The organism is Halomonas sp. KAO (assembly GCF_015595025.1).
Classification (GTDB): Bacteria; Pseudomonadota; Gammaproteobacteria; order Pseudomonadales; family Halomonadaceae; genus Halomonas.
This window is the reverse complement of record NZ_JADNRL010000019.1, coordinates 523,492-540,111: the sequence shown is the minus strand read 5'-3', so window position 1 is coordinate 540,111 and position 16,620 is coordinate 523,492. Positions and strand designations below refer to the sequence as shown.

The window sequence follows — 16,620 nt, the reverse complement described above, 5'->3', positions numbered from 1 at the left end:
TCAGGCACCGTGCAACCGGCGATGCAGAGAGCGGATCCGCTCGGCGAAGGCCGGTACCGGCCCCTCGACCACGGCGTCCGGCACCACCTGCTCGATGGGCAGTGGCGCCACCGGCGCCGGCGCAACGCCCATCTCCCTGAGCCAGCCGATCAGCTGCTCGGAAGAGCTGGCGTAGACGATGCGCCCGAGGCCGACCCAGCCATGGGCCGCCGCGCACATGGGGCAGTGCTCGCCGGAGGTATAGACGGTCGCCCCGGCGCGCTGCTCGGGTGTGAGGTGCTCCGCCGCCCAGCGGGCCAGGAAGAACTCGGGGTGCTGGGTGGCGTCGCCGCCGGCCACATGGTTGTGGTCCTCGGCCAGCACCTCGCCTTCTGCATTCACCAGCACCGAGCCGAAGGGCTCGTCACCCGCTTCCAGTCCTTTCTCCGCCAGCGCCACGCAGCGCTCCAGATGAACCATATCGGTGGCATCGATCATGTCAGGTCTCCAGTGGTGAAAGGGCCTCCAGCATAGGAAGCCTCGCCGCGATTTGCACTCCCCCCAGAGCGTCGCCCATGGCTGGCGTTCTGGTAAGATGGCCGGCCCAGATCGGATGCCTCTGCCAGGAGTGGCTCGCTCAACATGATCCCCGACCGTCTTCCTCAGCTCGACAGCATCGCCGCGGAGCGTGCCGTGCGACGTCTCGACCGACTCACCAAGCCGCCGGGGAGCCTGGGGCGCCTGGAGCGTCTGGCCGTGGAGTTGGCGGCCATTCAGGGGCAGCCGCTCCCCCAGGTTACGCCGCCCGCCATGCTGGTGTTTGCCGCCGACCACGGGGTGGCCGCCGAGGGGGTATCGGCCTTTCCCCAGGAGGTGACCGCGCAGATGGTGGCCAACTTCACCGCCGGTGGGGCCGCCATCAATGTTTTCGCCAAGCAGCACGCGGCGCACCTTGAGGTCATCGATGTGGGGGTGGTCACTCCCTTGCCCGAGGAGGTAGCCCGTCATCCGCGACTGGTGAACGAGAAGGTTCGTCTCGGCACCGCTAACATGCTGGAAAATGACGCCATGACGCGGGGCGAAGCCCTGCAGGCCATGGCGGCAGGGGCGCGCGCCGCCAAGCGTGCCGCCGCGGCTGGCTGTCGGTGCCTGGTCATCGGCGAGATGGGCATCGCCAATACCACGGCGAGCAGTGCCTTGCTGGCCGTGCTGACCGGCGGTCCTGTGGCGGGGCTGGTTGGAAACGGTACCGGTCTCGATGCCAGCGGTGTGGCCCATAAGCGCTCGGTGATCGAGCGCGCCCTGGCGGCACGTCGGCCGGATCGAAACGACCCGCTGGGGGCTCTGGCCGCGGTGGGGGGGCTGGAGATTGCCGCCATGGCAGGGGCCTTTCTGGGCGGTGCCGAACAGCGCCTGCCGCTGCTGGTGGATGGCTTTATCGCCACCGTGGCGGCGCTGGTGGCCCGTCGGCTCTGCCCCGGCCTGCGAGAGTATCTGATCTTCGGTCACCGCTCCCAGGAGCCGGGACATGAACAGGCGCTGAAGGCCCTCGATGCCCGACCGTTGCTCGACTTCGGGCTGCGCCTCGGCGAAGGCACCGGCGCCGCCCTGGCCTTTCCGCTGCTGGACTCGGCGTGTCGCCTGCTGTCGGAGATGGCCACCTTCGATGATGCCGGGATCGGCGCTGGGTCATGACGCCGGAGACTTCCCAGCTCGCCTTTGGGCCGGGGCTGACCCTGGCCGTCGATAAGGGGTGCGTGCACCTTGCCAGCCCGCAGCCACTCTGGACGCTGAGCAGCGCCCTGGTGGGTGGCGGCTTCGGCTGGCGTCACCATTTCTGCAACTTTCATGTGAACAAGGACTACGCTGGCCACGACCCGGCCGGGGATCTGGCGAGGTGGCTGACGGCACGCGGTATCCCGCTGGAGGGGAGCCTGGCCATGATGACCGCGGTGCGACTCGAATATCTGGCGGTGATGGAAGGGGAGGGAGTAGTGGTGGCGGTGACCGCGGGGGCAGGCAATGCCGTGGATATCACCGCCCCCCTGGCTGGCGACCCTCGACCGGTGGGCACCATCAACACCCTGGTGCTTATCGATGGGTGCCTCAGTGACAGTGCCATGGTCAACGCCTGCCTGTCTGCCAGCGAAGCCAAGGTACGCGCCCTTCAATCGCTGGAGGTGCGTGATCCCCACAGCGGCACGCCGGCCAGTGGTACCTCCACCGACTGCCTGGCGATCGCCGCGACCCGGCAGGGCGCGGTGACTCCCTATGCCGGGTCCGGTACGCGTCTGGGACGCGAGCTGGGCAAGGCGATATATCGGGCCACTCGAGAGTCGCTGCTCGCCTCCCGGGAGTGGCGGCGAGACGCCGAGGAACGGGCGGTGTCCCATGGCTGAGCCGCTATCGCTTGCGCTGCTCGGCCTGGTGCTGGCCGCCGTGGGAATCGACCTGCTGATCGGTGACCCGCGTCGCCTGCCGCATCCGGTGGTGGGCATGGGGCAGGTGATCGCTCGCCTGGAAGGCGCCTGGAACCATGGCAGCCCGTTGAGCCGCCGGCGCAAGGGGGCCTTGATGACGGCGCTGGTGGTACTGGGCAGCGGGGGACTGGCCTGGTCGGCCATTACGCTACTGGCACGCGTTCACCCCTGGCTGGGCTGGCTCGCCGAGGGGTGGCTGCTGGCCAGCTGTCTGGCGATCAAGGGCCTGCGCGACGCCGCCCTCGCCGTCGCGGCGCCCCTGACGGGTGGCGATCTGCCCGGCGCTCGTCGGGCACTCTCCATGATCGTCGGGCGCGATACCGCCGAACTGGATGAGGCCGACATCGCCCGTGGCACGGTGGAAACCGTGGCCGAGAACAGCGTGGATGGCATTACTTCTCCGCTGTTCTTTGCCCTGCTGGGCGGTGCGCCTCTGGCGCTGGCCTACAAGGCGATCAACACCCTCGACTCCATGGTGGGCCATCGCAGCGCGCGCTATCTCGACTTTGGCTGGGCCTCGGCCCGGCTCGACGATCTGGCCAACTGGTTGCCGGCACGCCTGACCGCCCTGACGCTATGGCTCGGCGCGCGGCTGAGCGCTGGGTGGCGGACCCGGGGAGCGCTGGTCGCCACCCGCCGGGAAGCGCCGCTCCACCTTAGCCCCAACAGCGGCTGGCCCGAGGCCATGGTGGCCCATCTGCTGGGCGTGCAGCTCGGTGGCAACAACCACTACCTCGGTGAACTCTCCGAGCGGGTTCGGCTCGGCTTCCCCCATGAGGCTCTCGGTGCCCGGCATATCCCGGCGGCGGTTCGCTTGATGCATGGCGGTTGGGTCGTCTTTCTGGCGTTGCTGGCCCTTGTCATCCTGCTGAAGGAGGTGCTGACATGAGTTCGAAGGAGTGGCCGCTCCACGGCGGTCAGGCGGCGCCCTTGCTGGCTCGCTTCGGGCTGGCCGACGACACGCCGGTGCTGGATGCCAGCGCCAATCTCAATCCCCTGGGGCCGCCGGCCTGGCTCCCCGACTGGGTGTCGGCTCGTCTGCAGGGGGAGGGTGAGGCACTGGCCCGCTATCCCGATCCCGACTATCGCGAGGCGCGTGAGTCGATCGCCGTCCACGATAGAGTGGCACCCGAGCAGATACTGCTGACCAACGGTGGGGCCGAGGCGGTCTTTCTGGCCGTTGCCCTCCATGCCCGGGAGTTCCCTGGCACTCCCGTGGCCATCGTCGAGCCCACCTTCGCCGAGTATGCACGAGCCTGCGCGGCCCATGGCCTGCCAGTCACTCGCCTGACTCTCGAGCCACCGGACTTTCGCCTCGACCCGGAGGCGGTGGTCGCCGCCCTGGGCGAGGCGCGGCTGCTCTTCCTGTGCCGACCCAACAACCCCACCGGCACCCTGGTGCCGCGAGCGTGGATGCAGCGGCTGCTCGAACTCACCGCGGAGCGTGGCTGTCGCGTGGTGGTGGACGAGGCCTTTATCGATTTCGTGGGCAACGCGGAGGGAAGGTCGACGGGAGAGGAGGCCTTGACGCCTCTGCTGACCCGCTTCGAACACCTGATCCTGCTGCGCTCGTTGACCAAGCACTTTACCCTGCCCGGATTGCGCCTGGGCTATCTGCTGGCCGACCGCGAGACGGTGCGACTTGCCGCCGGCTGTCAGCCCGCCTGGAGCGTCAATGGCCTGGCGGCGGCACTGGTGGCACCGCTGCTCGCCGACCGCGACTTCGCCGGTCGCACCGAGGCGTGGCTCGCCACCGAGCGGCCACGGCTGCAGGCGGGTCTCGCTGCCCTGGGCCTGGAGGTGATCCCCAGCCGGGCCAACTTCTTCCTGGTGCGTCACCCCGGGGGGCGCGAGGCGACGCGCCAACTGCTACCGGCGCTGCTGCGCCGCGGTGTGCTGGTGCGTCATACCGAATCCTTCCCGGGCCTCGACGGCGGCTGGTTGCGTCTGGCCCTGGGCGATGCCACGGCCAATCAGCGCCTGCTGGCGGCCCTGGCCGAGGTGTTGCGGGAAGCCGAGGAGGGCGCGCCGTGATCGCCTTCGTCGGTGGTGGGGCGCGCTCCGGCAAGAGTCGCCATGCCGAGGCGCTGGCCGGCGCCTTGCATCAATCCCGCGGTGGCGAGCTCGTCTATCTTGCCACGGCCCAGGCCACGGATGCCGAGATGGCCGCGCGAATCGCGCGCCATCGTCACGAGCGTGGCACCGGTTGGCGCACCCTGGAGGCGCCCCTGGCGCTGGACACGGCCCTTGCCGAGGTGGCCGCGGGAGATAGCGTGCTGCTGGATTGCCTGACCCTCTGGGCCAGCCAGTGGCTCTATGCCGGTGGCGGCCCGGAGACCGACGGGGAGGCGATGCTGGCCCGGGTGGTCGAGAGGGCCCGCATGCGCGATATCGCCCTGGTGGTGGTCTCCAACGACCTCAACGAAGCGCTGCCGCCAGCCGATGCCGAGACCTGGCGCTACCTGGCCTTTCTCCAGCGACTGCATCGCCGGCTGGCGCGAGAGGCGGACCGGGTGATCGAGGTGGTGGCCGGCATGGCGCTCGAGTGGAAGGCCACCGACGGCCAGGCTGCAGGGGATTGCCGCGCGGGGGCGAGACGATGAAGGAGGCCCTCCATGGGCTGGTGCTGGCCCTGCAGTTTCTGACTCGAATTCCTCTGCCTGTTGCCTGCCCGTGGCATGCCGGCACCTGTCGCTGGGCGTTGCGCTGCTATCCCCTGGTGGGTCTGCTGATCGGCGCCGCCCTGGCGGTCGTGGCCGCTCTCGGGATGGGGCTTCCCACCCCGCTGCTGACGCTGACCCTGCTCAGCCTGTGGGTGGCCCTCAGCGGGGGGCTACACCTCGATGGGGTCATGGATCTGGCCGATGCACTGGGCAGCAATGCGCCCCTGGAGCGGCGCTGGGCGATCATGAAGGATAGTCAGGTGGGCAGCTTCGCCATTCTCGCCCTCGTCTTCCTGCTGGCCTGGAAGGGGGTACTGCTGTGGGCGCTGCTCGACGCCGGGGTCAGCCCCTGGCTATGGGTGGCACTGCCGGCCCTGGCGCGCTTCGGCGCCCTGGTGCTGTTGCGCCTGGCGCCCCTGGCACGGCGGGAAGGGTTGGCCTGGACCTGGCGGCAACACCTGGGGCATCGCGACCTGGCGCTGTCGCTGCTGCCGTTGCTGGCCATCTTCGGCTTCGTGCCCGGCGGCGCCTGGCTGCTGGGGGCTCTGCTGCTCTTTCTATGCCTCTATGGCCTGTTCATGGTCAGGGCCTTTTCCGGCATCAACGGCGATATCGTGGGTGCCGCCATCGAGGGAGGAGAACTATGGCTGCTGCTCGCCGCCTGGAGCTGGTGGTGGTTCGGCATGGCGTGACGCGCTGGAATCTCGAACGACGCTACCAGGGGCAGCGCGACATTCCGCTGCTGCTGCCCGATGCCGTGCCAGGCATGGAGTGGTTGCGCGAGCATCTGGCGGGCATCGAGTTCGATGCCATCCACTGCAGTGACCTGGCCCGCTGCCGACAGACGCTGGCCCATGTTCAGCCGGGCCGCGACGCCTCGGCGCTGTTTGACCCGCGCCTGCGCGAACTCGACTTCGGCGAGTACGAAGGCCGCACCTGGGACGAGCTCAAGGACGATCCGCACTATCGGGCCTGGATCGATAGCGCCGGCATGCAGGCACCCCCCGGCGGTGAGTCGGCCGATGCACTCTGGGGCAGGCTCTCTGCCTGGCTGGAGGGTGTGCTTGCACAGTCAGGTGAACGACAGTGCGTGTTGGCGGTAAGCCACGGTGGCGTGATTCGCGAGCTGCGCCGTCGTCTGGAGGCCGTCGACTTCTGGGAGGGCGTGGTGGGCCAGGCCCAGGGGCGTCATTTCACGTTTACCCACCAGGAGGGAGGCTGGAGATGCAGTGCTTCATCGGCGGTGCCTGTTCAGGGCGACGCGAACTAGTCAGCAAGCGCTTTCCGGCGGCGCACTGGGAGCGGCTGAACCCGGGGGAGGGTGTGGCGGACTGGCTCGGCGACCTGCCTGAAGGTGCGACCCTGGTGGTCACAGGCTGGGCCGGCTGGCTTACCGCCGCCCAGGCCGAGGTTGATGACGACGGCGTACGGGCAAGCTGGCGTGCCATGCTGGAGGCACTGGCGGCGCAGGAGACCCGGGGGCTGGAGGTTGTACTGATTCTCGACGAGATGGGGCGCGGCATCGTGCCGATGGCGCCCGAAGCTCGCCGGCTGCGGGATCTCAATGGCTGGCTGGTCCAGGAGGTCGCGTCACGCTGCTCGGCGGTGTGGTATGTGCGCCATGGGCTGGCCAGACGACTGGATCTTGCTCAGTAGCTGCCCAATGTGTAGCAGGGCTATCGCAGATAGCTTGGCTGCTCGATAGCTCGGGGCTGATCTGGCGACAAACCTACGAGGGGGCGCTATGAACCCCTCCATGGGCGCTACCGACGCCTTCCCTGGCGTAGGACCCCCTCTTCGGCTTGTCCCCAGCGCCCCTTGGCTCGGTAACTGCGATAGCCCTGCAAGGCGTCGACGCCGCGTTGACGCTTCCCATGGGGATTGGTAGCTTACGCGCACTCTCAGGTGCTGGCGGAGTGAATGCCGCCAGGTAAACGGGAAGTCGGTCCATTCCGACGCTGCCCCCGCAACGGTGATCGAGTCAAGAACCGTCACTACCCTCAAGGGTATGCCACTGTGCCAATCGGCATGGGAAGGCGACGGTTCTGCAGGGTCGTTGGCATCACGCCAGCCCCTCGCTCGTCAGTCCGGAGACCGGCCCGAGAGCGCATGCCGGACCGCGGAGGGTGGTCAACAGGCAGGGCATCGACCGCACGCTTCCTCGCCGTCTCCCTACCTTCCGTCCCTCTGCACCGGCCCTAAAAAAGCAGTATGACACCGTGCGGGTGAGTACGGTGAGCAAGGGACAGAAATGAACACGACACACGCAACCCGTGGCCTGGCGACCTTCGCACTGGCCGCACTCCCCTTGGCTGTGCAGGCCGCTGACGCCCAGACCGCCGACACCGGCGAGACTCAGGTACTCAACCCCATGGTGGTCACAGCGGCCCTGGCGCCGCGCACCGCCGACGAGAGCCTCGCCTCGGTGACGCTTCTGGATGAGGCTACCCTGCGTCGCCAGGACCCCGCCAGCCTGACCGATCTCTTCCGCGGCCAGCCGGGAGTGGACGTTAATACCAGTGGCAGCTTCGGCAAGAGCAGCAGCATCTACATTCGTGGCACGTCCAGCAATCAAAGCCTGCTGATGATCGATGGTATTCGCCTGCGTTCGGCGACAACAGGTGCTCCGGCCTGGGAATTTCTCGATCCGCGCATGTTCGAGCGAGCCGAGATTGTGCGCGGCCCCCGCGGTAGCCTGTATGGCGCCGATGCCATGGGTGGGGTGATTCAGCTGTTTACGCCCGAGGGTGAAGAGGGCGGGGCGACACCGCGCATCTCCTTCGGCGGCGGCTCCTTCGATACCCAGCGCTACAGCGCCAGCCTCTCCGGTGCCGAGGGTGGCACGCGATACCATTTCGCCGCCAGCCGCTTCGACACCGAGGGTGCGCCGGTTCGCCGCGACGGCGACGACAAGGGCTTCGACAATACCACCGGCCTGGCTCGGCTCTCGCATACCTTCGAAAGCGACGCCGAGGTGGGGGTGCTGGCGCTGCGGGCAAGGGGCAATACCGAGTTCGACGGCGGCGAGACCGACTTCGTCCAGCAGGTGGCCGGGGTCTACGGCGAGATTCCTGTCAGCGAAACGTGGCGCAGCCGCCTGACCTTGAGTGAGTCACGGGATGAGAGCGATACGCTCGACGCCTTCGGCTTTTCCGTCTTCGATACCCAGACCCGGACGGCACGGTGGGAAAATACCTTTGGCGTCGGTGTTCATGAGCTGGTGGCCGGAGCCGAATATAGCGAAGACAGTATCAGCAGCACGAACGTCTACGACGAGACAAGTCGTGATAATGCCGCCGTCTTCGCCCAAGGCCTGCTCGATTTCTCTCCTGTCGCCGTCCAGGCAAGCCTGCGCTACGACGATAACCAGGCCTTCGGTGAGGAGGTCACGGGCAGCCTGGCGCTGGGTTACGATCTCGACCGCCACCATACGCTGCGTGCCAGTTACGGCACGGCCTTCAAGGCGCCAAGCTTCAATGAACTCTATTTCCCCAGCTTCAGCAACCCGCACTTGAATGCGGAGACTTCAGAGGCGCTCGAGCTGGGTATCCGTGGTCAGTACCGAACCCTCTTCTGGGATCTGGTGGCCTATCAGACCGATATCGATGACTTGATCATCAACGTTGACACAACGGGAGATGGTTGGGTCGACACGCCACAGAACGTTGCCAAAGCGCGTATTCGAGGTATCGAACTGGCTGCTGGAGCCGAGATTGACGATTGGACCCTGGCAGCGGCGCTGACCTATACCGACCCTGAAAATCGCAGTGGCGACAATGCAGGCAATCGATTACAGCGGCGTGCCAGCCAGAGCCTACGTTTCGATGTCGATCGCGAGTTGGGCGACTGGACACTCGGGGGCTCCTGGATCGCGCAGAACCACCGTTATAACGACGCCGGCAACGATGTTCGTCTGCCTGGCTACGGCATCGTCAATCTACGTGCTGGTTGGGCGTTTGCCCCGATGTGGTCGGCTCGCGTGACGCTCGAGAACGCCCTGGACAAGGAGTACACCACGGCCAAGTTCTTCGACGGAGATGACTATATCAATGCCGGTCGTGCGGCCTTCCTGAGCGTGCACTTCGGACCGTGATAACCAGACGGCTCTCTCGGCTATTGCTGGCCGGTCTTGTGTTGGCCAGCCTCGCGCTGCTGCCCCTGGTGGCGGCGCAGGCCCGGGCCGAAATATGCGCGGTCGATGCCCTGGATCGCGAGGTGTGCCTGGAGCGGCCCGCCTCGCGCATCGCCGCGCTGTCACCGGGTGCCACCGAGCTCGCCTTCGCCGCCGGCGCGGGTGAGCGGGTGGTGGCGGCGGTCGAGTACAGTGACTATCCGCCCGAGGCCCTCAAGATTCCTCGAGTCGGCAGTCATAACCGCCTCGATCTGGAGCGCCTGCTGGCGCTCACTCCTGACCTGGTGATCGGCTGGGTCACCGGCAACCCCGCCGAGCAGCTCGAGCGCCTGGAGGCGTTGGGCATGGCGGTGTTCTATATCGAACCACGCAACTTCGACGAAATAAGTGCCACGATCGAGCAGTTGGCCCGCTTCGCCGATACCCGGGAAGCGGGCGAGGCAGAGGCCGAGCGTTTCCGCCGGGAGATAGCCTCGCTGGCCGAGCGCCATGCTCAGGCCGAGCCGGTCTCGGTCTTCTACCAGGTCTGGGACCAGCCACTGATGACCATCAACGACAGGCACTGGATCGGTCAGGTGCTGCAGCTGTGTGGTGGTATCAATGTCTTCGGCGAGCTCGAGCGCCTGGCGCCCCGACTCGATGAGGAGGCACTACTGGCGGCGAACCCCGAGGTGATTCTCGCCGGTGGCAGGGGGGAGGATAACCGAGACTGGCTGGCACACTGGCGAGGCTATCCATCACTCACGGCGGTTGCCCAGGACAATCTCTTCTTCGTGCCGCCCTCGCTGATCCAGCGTCCGACGCCCCGTCTCCTGGAAGGCACCAGCATGGTCTGTGAACGGCTCGACCAGGCCAGGGCGCGGCGCGGAGGGCATCAGCAGTGATCGCCCTGCTTCGCCCCCTGGGGTTGCTGACCCTCGCCGCCCTGGCCGCGCTGGTGCTCTCCGTGGCGCTGGGTAGCGTAACGCTGCCACCCGGCGAGATCCTGGCGGCCCTGAGCGGGCGTGGCGAAGGGCTTGCGCGTACCCTGATCCTCGAGTTGCGCCTGCCCCGCTCGCTCGCCGCCTTTGCGGTCGGCGGGCTGCTCGCCGTGGCCGGGGCGCTGATGCAGGTGCTGCTACGCAACCCTCTCGCCGATCCTTATGTGCTGGGGCTCTCCGGAGGGGCCGCGGTGGGGGCGCTGATGGCCATGCTGGCGGGCGTGGGGGGACTGTTGATCTCGGGTTCCGCCTTCGTGGGAGCCCTGATCTCGACTCTGCTGGTTTTCGGCCTGGCCCATGGTCGTGGCGGCTGGACACCTTCAAGGCTACTGCTGACCGGCGTGGTGGTGGCGGCCGGCTGGGGGGCGGTGATCACACTGATGCTCTCGGTCAGCCCCGTCGAACGCCTGCCTGGCATGCTCTACTGGCTGATGGGTGATCTCGCTCATGCCGGCACGCCCTGGCCGCTGCTGGCGCTGCTGCTGGGCGCCTGCCTGCTGGTGGTGCCCCTGGGGCGCCACCTCAATGTCCTGGCGCGGGGCCCCTTGCAGGCCGCCGCCCTGGGGGTGGCGGTGCGACGCCTTGAGTGGGGGCTCTACCTGACGGCGAGCCTGTTGACGGCGGCGGCGGTGACCGGTGCCGGCAGCATCGGCTTCGTCGGCCTTGTAGTGCCGCATATGCTGCGCCTGGCGCTGGGTAATGATCAGCGCCTGATCCTGCCTGCCTGTGCGCTGGCGGGGGGCACCCTGTTGCTGGTCGCCGATACCCTTGCCCGCACCGTGATCGCACCGGAGCAGCTGCCGGTGGGGGTGATCACCGCGCTGCTCGGCGTTCCCACCTTCCTCTACCTGCTCTATCGAGGCTCCTGATGGTTGATCCAGTGACACCGCCGCTGGTGGTCCGCCATCTGGTGATCGATGTGCCGGGGCGAGTCGACGGTGACGCTCTTGATCTCGAGGTCGAGCCGGGACAGGTCTGGGGCGTGCTGGGGCCCAATGGCGCCGGCAAGACCACTTTGCTGCATACCCTGGCGGGGCTGCGCCCGCCTCGCGTCGGTGAGGTGCTTCTGGGGGATACGCCGCTTGCCTCGCTGCGTCGTCGTGAGGTGGCCAGGCGGCTGGGGCTGGTGTTTCAGGAGCGCCACGACGGCTTTCCATCCACGGTGCTTGAGACGGCGCTGATCGGCCGCCACCCCTGGCTTTCGCCCTGGCAGATGGAGGATGGCGAGGATCTCCGCCTGGCCGCGGCGGCACTCGAACGGCTCGATGTGGCCCATCTGGCCGAGCGCCTGGTGAGCACCCTCTCGGGGGGCGAGCGTCAGCGATTGGCCATCGCCACGGTGCTGACCCAGGCACCGGCGATCTGGCTCGCCGATGAGCCCACCAATCACCTCGACCTGCATCATCAGACGGCGGTAATGGCCCTGCTCAACGAGCTGGCCGACGAAGGGCGTTCGGTGATGATGTGCCTGCATGATCTCAACCTGGCCGCACGCTGGTGCGACCATCTGTTGCTGCTCTACCCGGATGGGCGAGCGTGCTGGGGGCCGGCGCAGGAGATGCTGGTTCCCGAGGCGCTGGAGCGCCTCTATGGTCAGCGCCTGGCGAGTGCGGAGATCGATGGAGCCCCTGTCTTCGTACCGGTGAGCGGAACATGACCGACCTCCAGGGGCGCGGCGAGGCGCGTGGCGTCTGATCCCCCATCATCTGTCGTCGATAACAGTCATTACTCGACCCTGATCAATGTGCTCAATATCGTCTGTGCGGGATAGGCGAAGAGGAGTGAAGCATGCACAACCCCAATATGCCCTTCTCCGAGGCGGAGAAGGCGGGTCTCTATCGGGCCATCCATGAGCGCCGGGACGTGCGTTCGCAGTTTCTGCCGGACCCGGTGCCGCCGCGGGTCCTGGGTCGACTGCTGGAAGCGGCCCATCACGCCCCCTCGGTGGGCTTCATGCAGCCCTGGGATTTCCTGGTGATCGACAGCATCGAGGTGCGCCGGCAGGTACATGGCATCTTCACCCGAGAGAACGAAAAGGGGGCGCGACAGTTTTCCGGAGAGCGCCAGCAGCACTACCGCAGCCTGAAGCTTGAAGGGATCCTCGAGAGCCCCCTCAATCTCTGTATTACCTGCGATCGTAGTCGCGGGGGTGGCCCGGTACTGGGCCGTACCAGTGTTGTCGAGATGGACCTGTTCAGCACCTGCCTGGCGGTCCAGAACCTCTGGCTGGCCGCGCGTGCCGAGGGTATCGGCGTGGGTTGGGTCAGTATCCTCGACCAGGAGGAGCTGGCCACGGTGCTGGGCCTGCCGGAGCATGTCTACCCACTCGCCTATCTATGTATCGGCTATGTCAGTGAGTTTCTGGATGAACCGGAACTGGCCCGCAAGGGCTGGCGGCAACGGCTGCCGCTGGCCGAGCTGGTGCATGCCAACGGTTGGGGGGAAGGGGTCAGCGATGACGAACTTCGCCAGGCCTTGGGGGATTCATGCCCACGCTGATGATCCAGGGCACCACCTCGGATGCGGGCAAGAGTACGGTGGTGGCGGCGTTGTGCCGGGCGCTTCATCGGCGAGGGGTATCGGTCGCCCCGTTCAAGCCGCAGAACATGGCGCTCAACAGCGCGGTGACGGTGGATGGCGGCGAGATCGGCCGCTCCACGGCGCTGCAGGCGTTGGCGGCCGGCGTCGAGCCCCATAGCGATATGAATCCGGTGCTGCTGAAGCCGGAGAGCGACCGCGGCGCCCAGGTGATCCTGCGTGGCCAGGTGCATGGCCATATGGATGCGCTGGATTACCACGCCTACAAGCGAGAGGCGCGCCATAGCGTTCTGGCCGCCTGGCAAGCGTTGTCGAAGCGCTACGATGTGATCATCGCCGAGGGAGCGGGGAGCCCGGCGGAGATCAATCTGCGCGAGAACGATATCGCTAACATGGGCTTCGCCGAGATGGTCGACTGCCCGGTCTTGCTGGTGGGCGATATCGACCGGGGTGGGGTCTTCGCCCAGTTGGTGGGTACCCTGGAGCTGCTCAGTGGCAGCGAGCGGGCGCGTGTCCAGGGCTTCATCATCAACCGCTTTCGTGGCGACTCTGCCCTGCTGGAGCCGGGCCTCGAATGGCTCGCCGCGCATACCGGCAAGCCAGTGCTCGGCACGCTGCCCTATCTGCATGGCCTGCTGCTCGATGCCGAAGACAGTATCGGTTGCGCTGGGCGAGAAGAGGGCGTTCCGGCCCTGCGCGTTGTAGTGCCGGCCCTGCCGCGTATCAGCAATCACAACGACTTCGACCCGCTGCGGCTGCACCCGCGGGTGGCGTTCACCTTCGTGGGGCCGGATCGGCCCATTCCGTCGGCCGACCTGATCATCCTGCCGGGCAGCAAGAGCACTCGAGCCGACCTCGCCTGGCTGCGCAGCCAGGGCTGGGAGTCTGCTATTCAGCGTCACCTTCGCTATGGCGGACGGGTGCTGGGCATCTGCGGGGGTTTCCAGATGCTGGGGCGTGCCATCCATGACCCCGAGGGCCTGGAGGGGCCGACCGGTTCCTCTGTTGGACTGGGCCTGCTCGAAATGGAGACACGCCTGGTGGCCGGCAAGCAGCTGCGCAATGTGAGCGGGCGCCTGCTGCCCGAGAGCGTGCCGATCGCCGGCTACGAGATTCACAACGGCGTTACCACGGGGCCGGCGCTCGAGCGCCCCCTGTGCGAGCTGGCGGGGCGCCCGGACGGGGCGGTGAGCGACGATGGCCGGGTGCTGGGCACCTATCTGCACGGCCTGTTCGACCGACCCGAGGCCTGCGCGGCGCTGCTGGCGCGTTGCGGACTGGTCGGCAAGGCGGGGGCGGTCGACTATGGGCGTCATCGCCAGGAGGAGCTCGATCGCCTGGCCGATGCCCTGGAAGCGTATCTTGATATGTCCGCTATTCAGCGGTTGTTGCGGTGTTAACGCCAGGCGTCTCGTGAGCGCGCTACAGCGTGACCCGGTCGATAAAGCGGCGGAAGTACATCTCCAGGCGCAGGGTGAGCGCCCAGCGGTGCTCGTAGTCCACGTCGCGGGGGAAGTGCAGGGAGGGCGCGATATCCAGGAAGGTGAAGCCCTTGTGGATATCGCGGCGGAAGCGCAGCTGCAGATAGCTGTCCTCGATGGTGGTATGGGAGAGGCTCTCGCCCAGCACCACGGCGGAGTAGCGCAGTACGCTGCGGCGGTTGATGCGTTGGTTGAGCTCGGCGGCCTGGCTGAACTCCAGGGTGTCGACCTCTTCGCGCCACTGGGCGTTGCTGATAAAGCGCAGATGGCGCTTCTCATCTATAGGACGGCCGAGATCCCAGCGAGTACGCGCCGAGTAGCCGTCTTTGTTGAACCAGGAGAAACGGTTGTCGCTATGCAGCTTCCAGGGACCGTCATCCAGGGTCCAGAGCCGCTGGGTGGTAATACGAGCATAGGGGTCGAGCGGCAGGCGGACCTTGATGCCGGCGCCGAGCTCGGTATCCCACTCCCGGGTCCTGTCGCCCTTCCCCAGATGACGTAGCCCCACCAGCACATCCTCGATGCTGTTGGATCGGTCATCGGTCAGTGCCGACTCCTGATCGCCGAGAGTGCCGCGCGTCTCATCCGGCTCGCTCTCGATGATCAGGCGCAGGCGCTCCTCGGTGGTGGGCAGGTCGAGGCGAAAGCGAGCGCTGAGGTCATGGTCGAACGCTTCGCCCTCCTTCCAGGCGTTCTCCTGGCTGATCCGCAGGTAGGAGTCGGAGTCCACCGTCAGGGCATCGGTGGTACCGAAGAACCCGTCGATGTTACGCGAGGTGCCGTCTACCCAGTCGGTCATGGTGGCATGGAAGGGGCCGATACGTTTCTCGGCCCACTCCGGGAGGTCGCTGTCATCATCGGACATCGGGGCATCCGCGTGGGCGGCCAGGCTGAGACTGGCGGCCAGAGCGATCAGCGCCTTCTTCATCTTGTTGGTCTCGCGTCGGTTCCGTCTTACGCAGAGTCTATCTGAACCAGCCCTTCATGACCTCGGTAATCTGGCGGATTTGTGCCTCCGAGGTGACATAGGCGGGCATGGTGTAGAGCCAGCGGCCGATGGGGCGCAGCCAGATGCCCTGTTCGCGCGCCCAGTCCGCTACGCCGTCCAGGACGGTTGCGTCGTGAGTCTCGATCACCGCGGTGGCACCGAGCACGCGTACATCCGCTACCGCCGGGTGCTCGGTCAGGCGCGTGTCCTCGAGCAGTTCCTGGCGCAGCACATCGCTGAGGAGAGCGATACGCCCCAGGTAGTCCTCCTCTTCGAACACCGCCAGGCTCTCCAGGGCCACCGCGCAGGCCAGCGGGTTGCCCATGAAGGTGGGGCCATGCATGAAGGCGTGCTCGGGCGAGTCGCCCACGAAGGCGTCATGCACCCGGGTGGTGGCCAGTGTCGCCGCATGGCCGAGATAGCCTCCCGTGAGCCCCTTTGACAGCACCATCATGTCCGGGGTGACATCGGCGTGATCGGCGGCGAACATTCGGCCGGTGCGACCGAAGCCCGTGGCCACTTCATCGAATATCAGCAGCACGTCGAACTCGTCGCATAGCTCTCGCGCCCCACGAAGGTAATGGGGCGAGGTCATGTTCAGCCCGCCGGCGGCCTGCAGCAGCGGTTCCATCAGGAGGGCGGCGACCTCCTGGTGATAACGTTCCAGCACATTGCGCAGGGCGGCCAGGTCCGCCGCTACCGTCTCGGGGTCGGCATCGAAGGGGGACTCTGGTGCCGGGGCGAAGTGGTGGCGGGGTAGGTAGCCGGCGAACAGGGAGTGCATGCCCTCTTCGGGATCGCACACCGCCATGCAGCCTGCGGTGTCGCCGTGGTAGGCCTTCATCAGTGAGAGCATTCGGTGCTTACCGCTGCTGCCGTGCAGCTGATGGAACTGGATGGCCATCTTCATGGCCACCTCCATGCCTACCGAGCCGCTGTCGGAGAAGAACACATGGTTGAGCCCCCTGGGGGTGATGCGTACCAGCTCGCGTGCCAGGCGGTCGGCGGGATCGTGGGTCAGGCCTCCCAGCATCACATGACAGAGCGTATCGGCTTGCTGCTGGATGGCCTTGACCAGCCGCGGGTGGCGATAGCCATGAATCATGCACCACCAGGAGCAGGTGGCGTCGAGCAGGGTCTCGCCGCTCTCCAGCCGGAAGCTCGGGCCTTCGCCGCCGACTACCTTGGGTGCCGGTTGCTGGGTCTTGAGGTGGGCATAGGGGTGCCAGACGGGGGATGAGTCGAGAGAGCTAGACATCAGCAGGATCCAGGGCCGTTGTGGTCGGGAAGGTTGTGAAGGGAAACGACAGACACGCGAAAGCACCGCACATCTCGTTGGAGATGACGGGGGTGTTGGCGTTGGATGCTGGGGAGGCTAC

Annotated in this window: 17 protein-coding genes and 1 riboswitch; of the genes, 14 read left to right on the top strand and 3 right to left on the bottom strand. The window is 66.9% G+C overall.

The features are described from left to right. Positions 1-477, bottom strand: a complete 477-nt coding sequence (locus IOC61_RS08720) for a nucleoside deaminase (protein ID WP_195688447.1) — start codon at positions 475-477, stop codon at positions 1-3. Between the two features lie 144 nt (positions 478-621). Between IOC61_RS08720 and cobT the strand changes: the two genes are divergently transcribed. The 14 genes from cobT to IOC61_RS08650 all read left to right on the top strand — a co-directional run bounded on the left by cobT (position 622) and on the right by IOC61_RS08650 (position 14,172). Further along, a complete protein-coding gene (gene cobT, locus IOC61_RS08715) occupies positions 622-1,674 on the top strand; it encodes a nicotinate-nucleotide--dimethylbenzimidazole phosphoribosyltransferase (RefSeq protein ID WP_195688446.1) in 1,053 nt (350 codons plus the stop codon). After that, positions 1,671-2,378 carry an adenosylcobinamide amidohydrolase gene (locus IOC61_RS08710; RefSeq protein WP_195688445.1) on the top strand — a complete coding sequence of 236 codons (708 nt, stop codon included), beginning with the start codon at positions 1,671-1,673 and terminating at the stop codon, positions 2,376-2,378. The genes cobT and IOC61_RS08710 overlap by 4 nt, the downstream gene beginning before the upstream one ends. Continuing rightward, positions 2,371-3,348: an adenosylcobinamide-phosphate synthase CbiB gene (cbiB, locus tag IOC61_RS08705; protein WP_195688444.1), complete on the top strand. Its 978-nt coding sequence runs from the start codon at positions 2,371-2,373 to the stop codon at positions 3,346-3,348. Before IOC61_RS08710 ends, cbiB begins: the two co-directional genes overlap by 8 nt. After that, positions 3,345-4,493, top strand: coding sequence for a threonine-phosphate decarboxylase CobD (gene cobD / locus IOC61_RS08700; RefSeq protein WP_195688443.1), 1,149 nt, complete (start codon positions 3,345-3,347; stop codon positions 4,491-4,493). Before cbiB ends, cobD begins: the two co-directional genes overlap by 4 nt. Continuing rightward, complete coding sequence (locus tag IOC61_RS08695) at positions 4,490-5,062, top strand: bifunctional adenosylcobinamide kinase/adenosylcobinamide-phosphate guanylyltransferase (RefSeq protein ID WP_195688442.1); 573 nt, start codon at positions 4,490-4,492, stop codon at positions 5,060-5,062. Before cobD ends, IOC61_RS08695 begins: the two co-directional genes overlap by 4 nt. Next, the gene (locus IOC61_RS08690) at positions 5,059-5,814 is read left to right on the top strand and encodes an adenosylcobinamide-GDP ribazoletransferase (RefSeq protein WP_195688441.1); all 756 of its coding nucleotides are present in this window, start codon (positions 5,059-5,061) and stop codon (positions 5,812-5,814) included. Before IOC61_RS08695 ends, IOC61_RS08690 begins: the two co-directional genes overlap by 4 nt. Then, positions 5,766-6,392, top strand: coding sequence for a histidine phosphatase family protein (locus IOC61_RS08685; protein WP_195688440.1), 627 nt, complete (start codon positions 5,766-5,768; stop codon positions 6,390-6,392). Before IOC61_RS08690 ends, IOC61_RS08685 begins: the two co-directional genes overlap by 49 nt. After that, positions 6,347-6,778 carry a bifunctional adenosylcobinamide kinase/adenosylcobinamide-phosphate guanylyltransferase gene (locus IOC61_RS08680; protein WP_195688439.1) on the top strand — a complete coding sequence of 144 codons (432 nt, stop codon included), beginning with the start codon at positions 6,347-6,349 and terminating at the stop codon, positions 6,776-6,778. The genes IOC61_RS08685 and IOC61_RS08680 overlap by 46 nt, the downstream gene beginning before the upstream one ends. Before the next feature lie 230 nt (positions 6,779-7,008). Next, a riboswitch (cobalamin riboswitch) is annotated at positions 7,009-7,240 on the top strand. A 133-nt stretch (positions 7,241-7,373) separates the two neighbouring features. Further along, the gene (locus tag IOC61_RS08675; protein ID WP_195688438.1) at positions 7,374-9,215 is read left to right on the top strand and encodes a TonB-dependent receptor domain-containing protein; all 1,842 of its coding nucleotides are present in this window, start codon (positions 7,374-7,376) and stop codon (positions 9,213-9,215) included. 41 nt (positions 9,216-9,256) lie between these two features. Continuing rightward, positions 9,257-10,138 carry a cobalamin-binding protein gene (locus IOC61_RS08670; RefSeq protein ID WP_195688863.1) on the top strand — a complete coding sequence of 294 codons (882 nt, stop codon included), beginning with the start codon at positions 9,257-9,259 and terminating at the stop codon, positions 10,136-10,138. Then, entirely contained in the window at positions 10,135-11,103 is a 969-nt protein-coding gene (locus tag IOC61_RS08665; RefSeq protein WP_324254707.1) for an iron ABC transporter permease, read from the top strand. Before IOC61_RS08670 ends, IOC61_RS08665 begins: the two co-directional genes overlap by 4 nt. Next, entirely contained in the window at positions 11,103-11,891 is a 789-nt protein-coding gene (locus tag IOC61_RS08660) for an ABC transporter ATP-binding protein (protein ID WP_195688437.1), read from the top strand. Before IOC61_RS08665 ends, IOC61_RS08660 begins: the two co-directional genes overlap by 1 nt. 131 nt (positions 11,892-12,022) lie before the next feature. Further along, positions 12,023-12,733, top strand: a complete 711-nt coding sequence (gene bluB, locus IOC61_RS08655; RefSeq protein ID WP_195688436.1) for a 5,6-dimethylbenzimidazole synthase — start codon at positions 12,023-12,025, stop codon at positions 12,731-12,733. Beyond that, positions 12,721-14,172 (top strand): cobyric acid synthase, encoded by a 1,452-nt coding sequence (locus tag IOC61_RS08650; protein WP_195688435.1) that lies wholly within the window; start codon positions 12,721-12,723, stop codon positions 14,170-14,172. The genes bluB and IOC61_RS08650 overlap by 13 nt, the downstream gene beginning before the upstream one ends. A 22-nt stretch (positions 14,173-14,194) precedes the next feature. Here the strand turns inward: IOC61_RS08650 and IOC61_RS08645 are convergent, their stop codons facing one another. Both IOC61_RS08645 and bioA read right to left on the bottom strand, forming a co-directional pair. Further along, on the bottom strand, positions 14,195-15,181 hold the full coding sequence (locus IOC61_RS08645; RefSeq protein ID WP_195688434.1) for a hypothetical protein: 987 nt from the start codon (positions 15,179-15,181) through the stop codon (positions 14,195-14,197). A 37-nt stretch (positions 15,182-15,218) separates the two neighbouring features. Next, on the bottom strand, positions 15,219-16,499 hold the full coding sequence (gene bioA / locus IOC61_RS08640; protein WP_195688433.1) for an adenosylmethionine--8-amino-7-oxononanoate transaminase: 1,281 nt from the start codon (positions 16,497-16,499) through the stop codon (positions 15,219-15,221). Positions 16,500-16,620 lie beyond the last annotated feature (121 nt).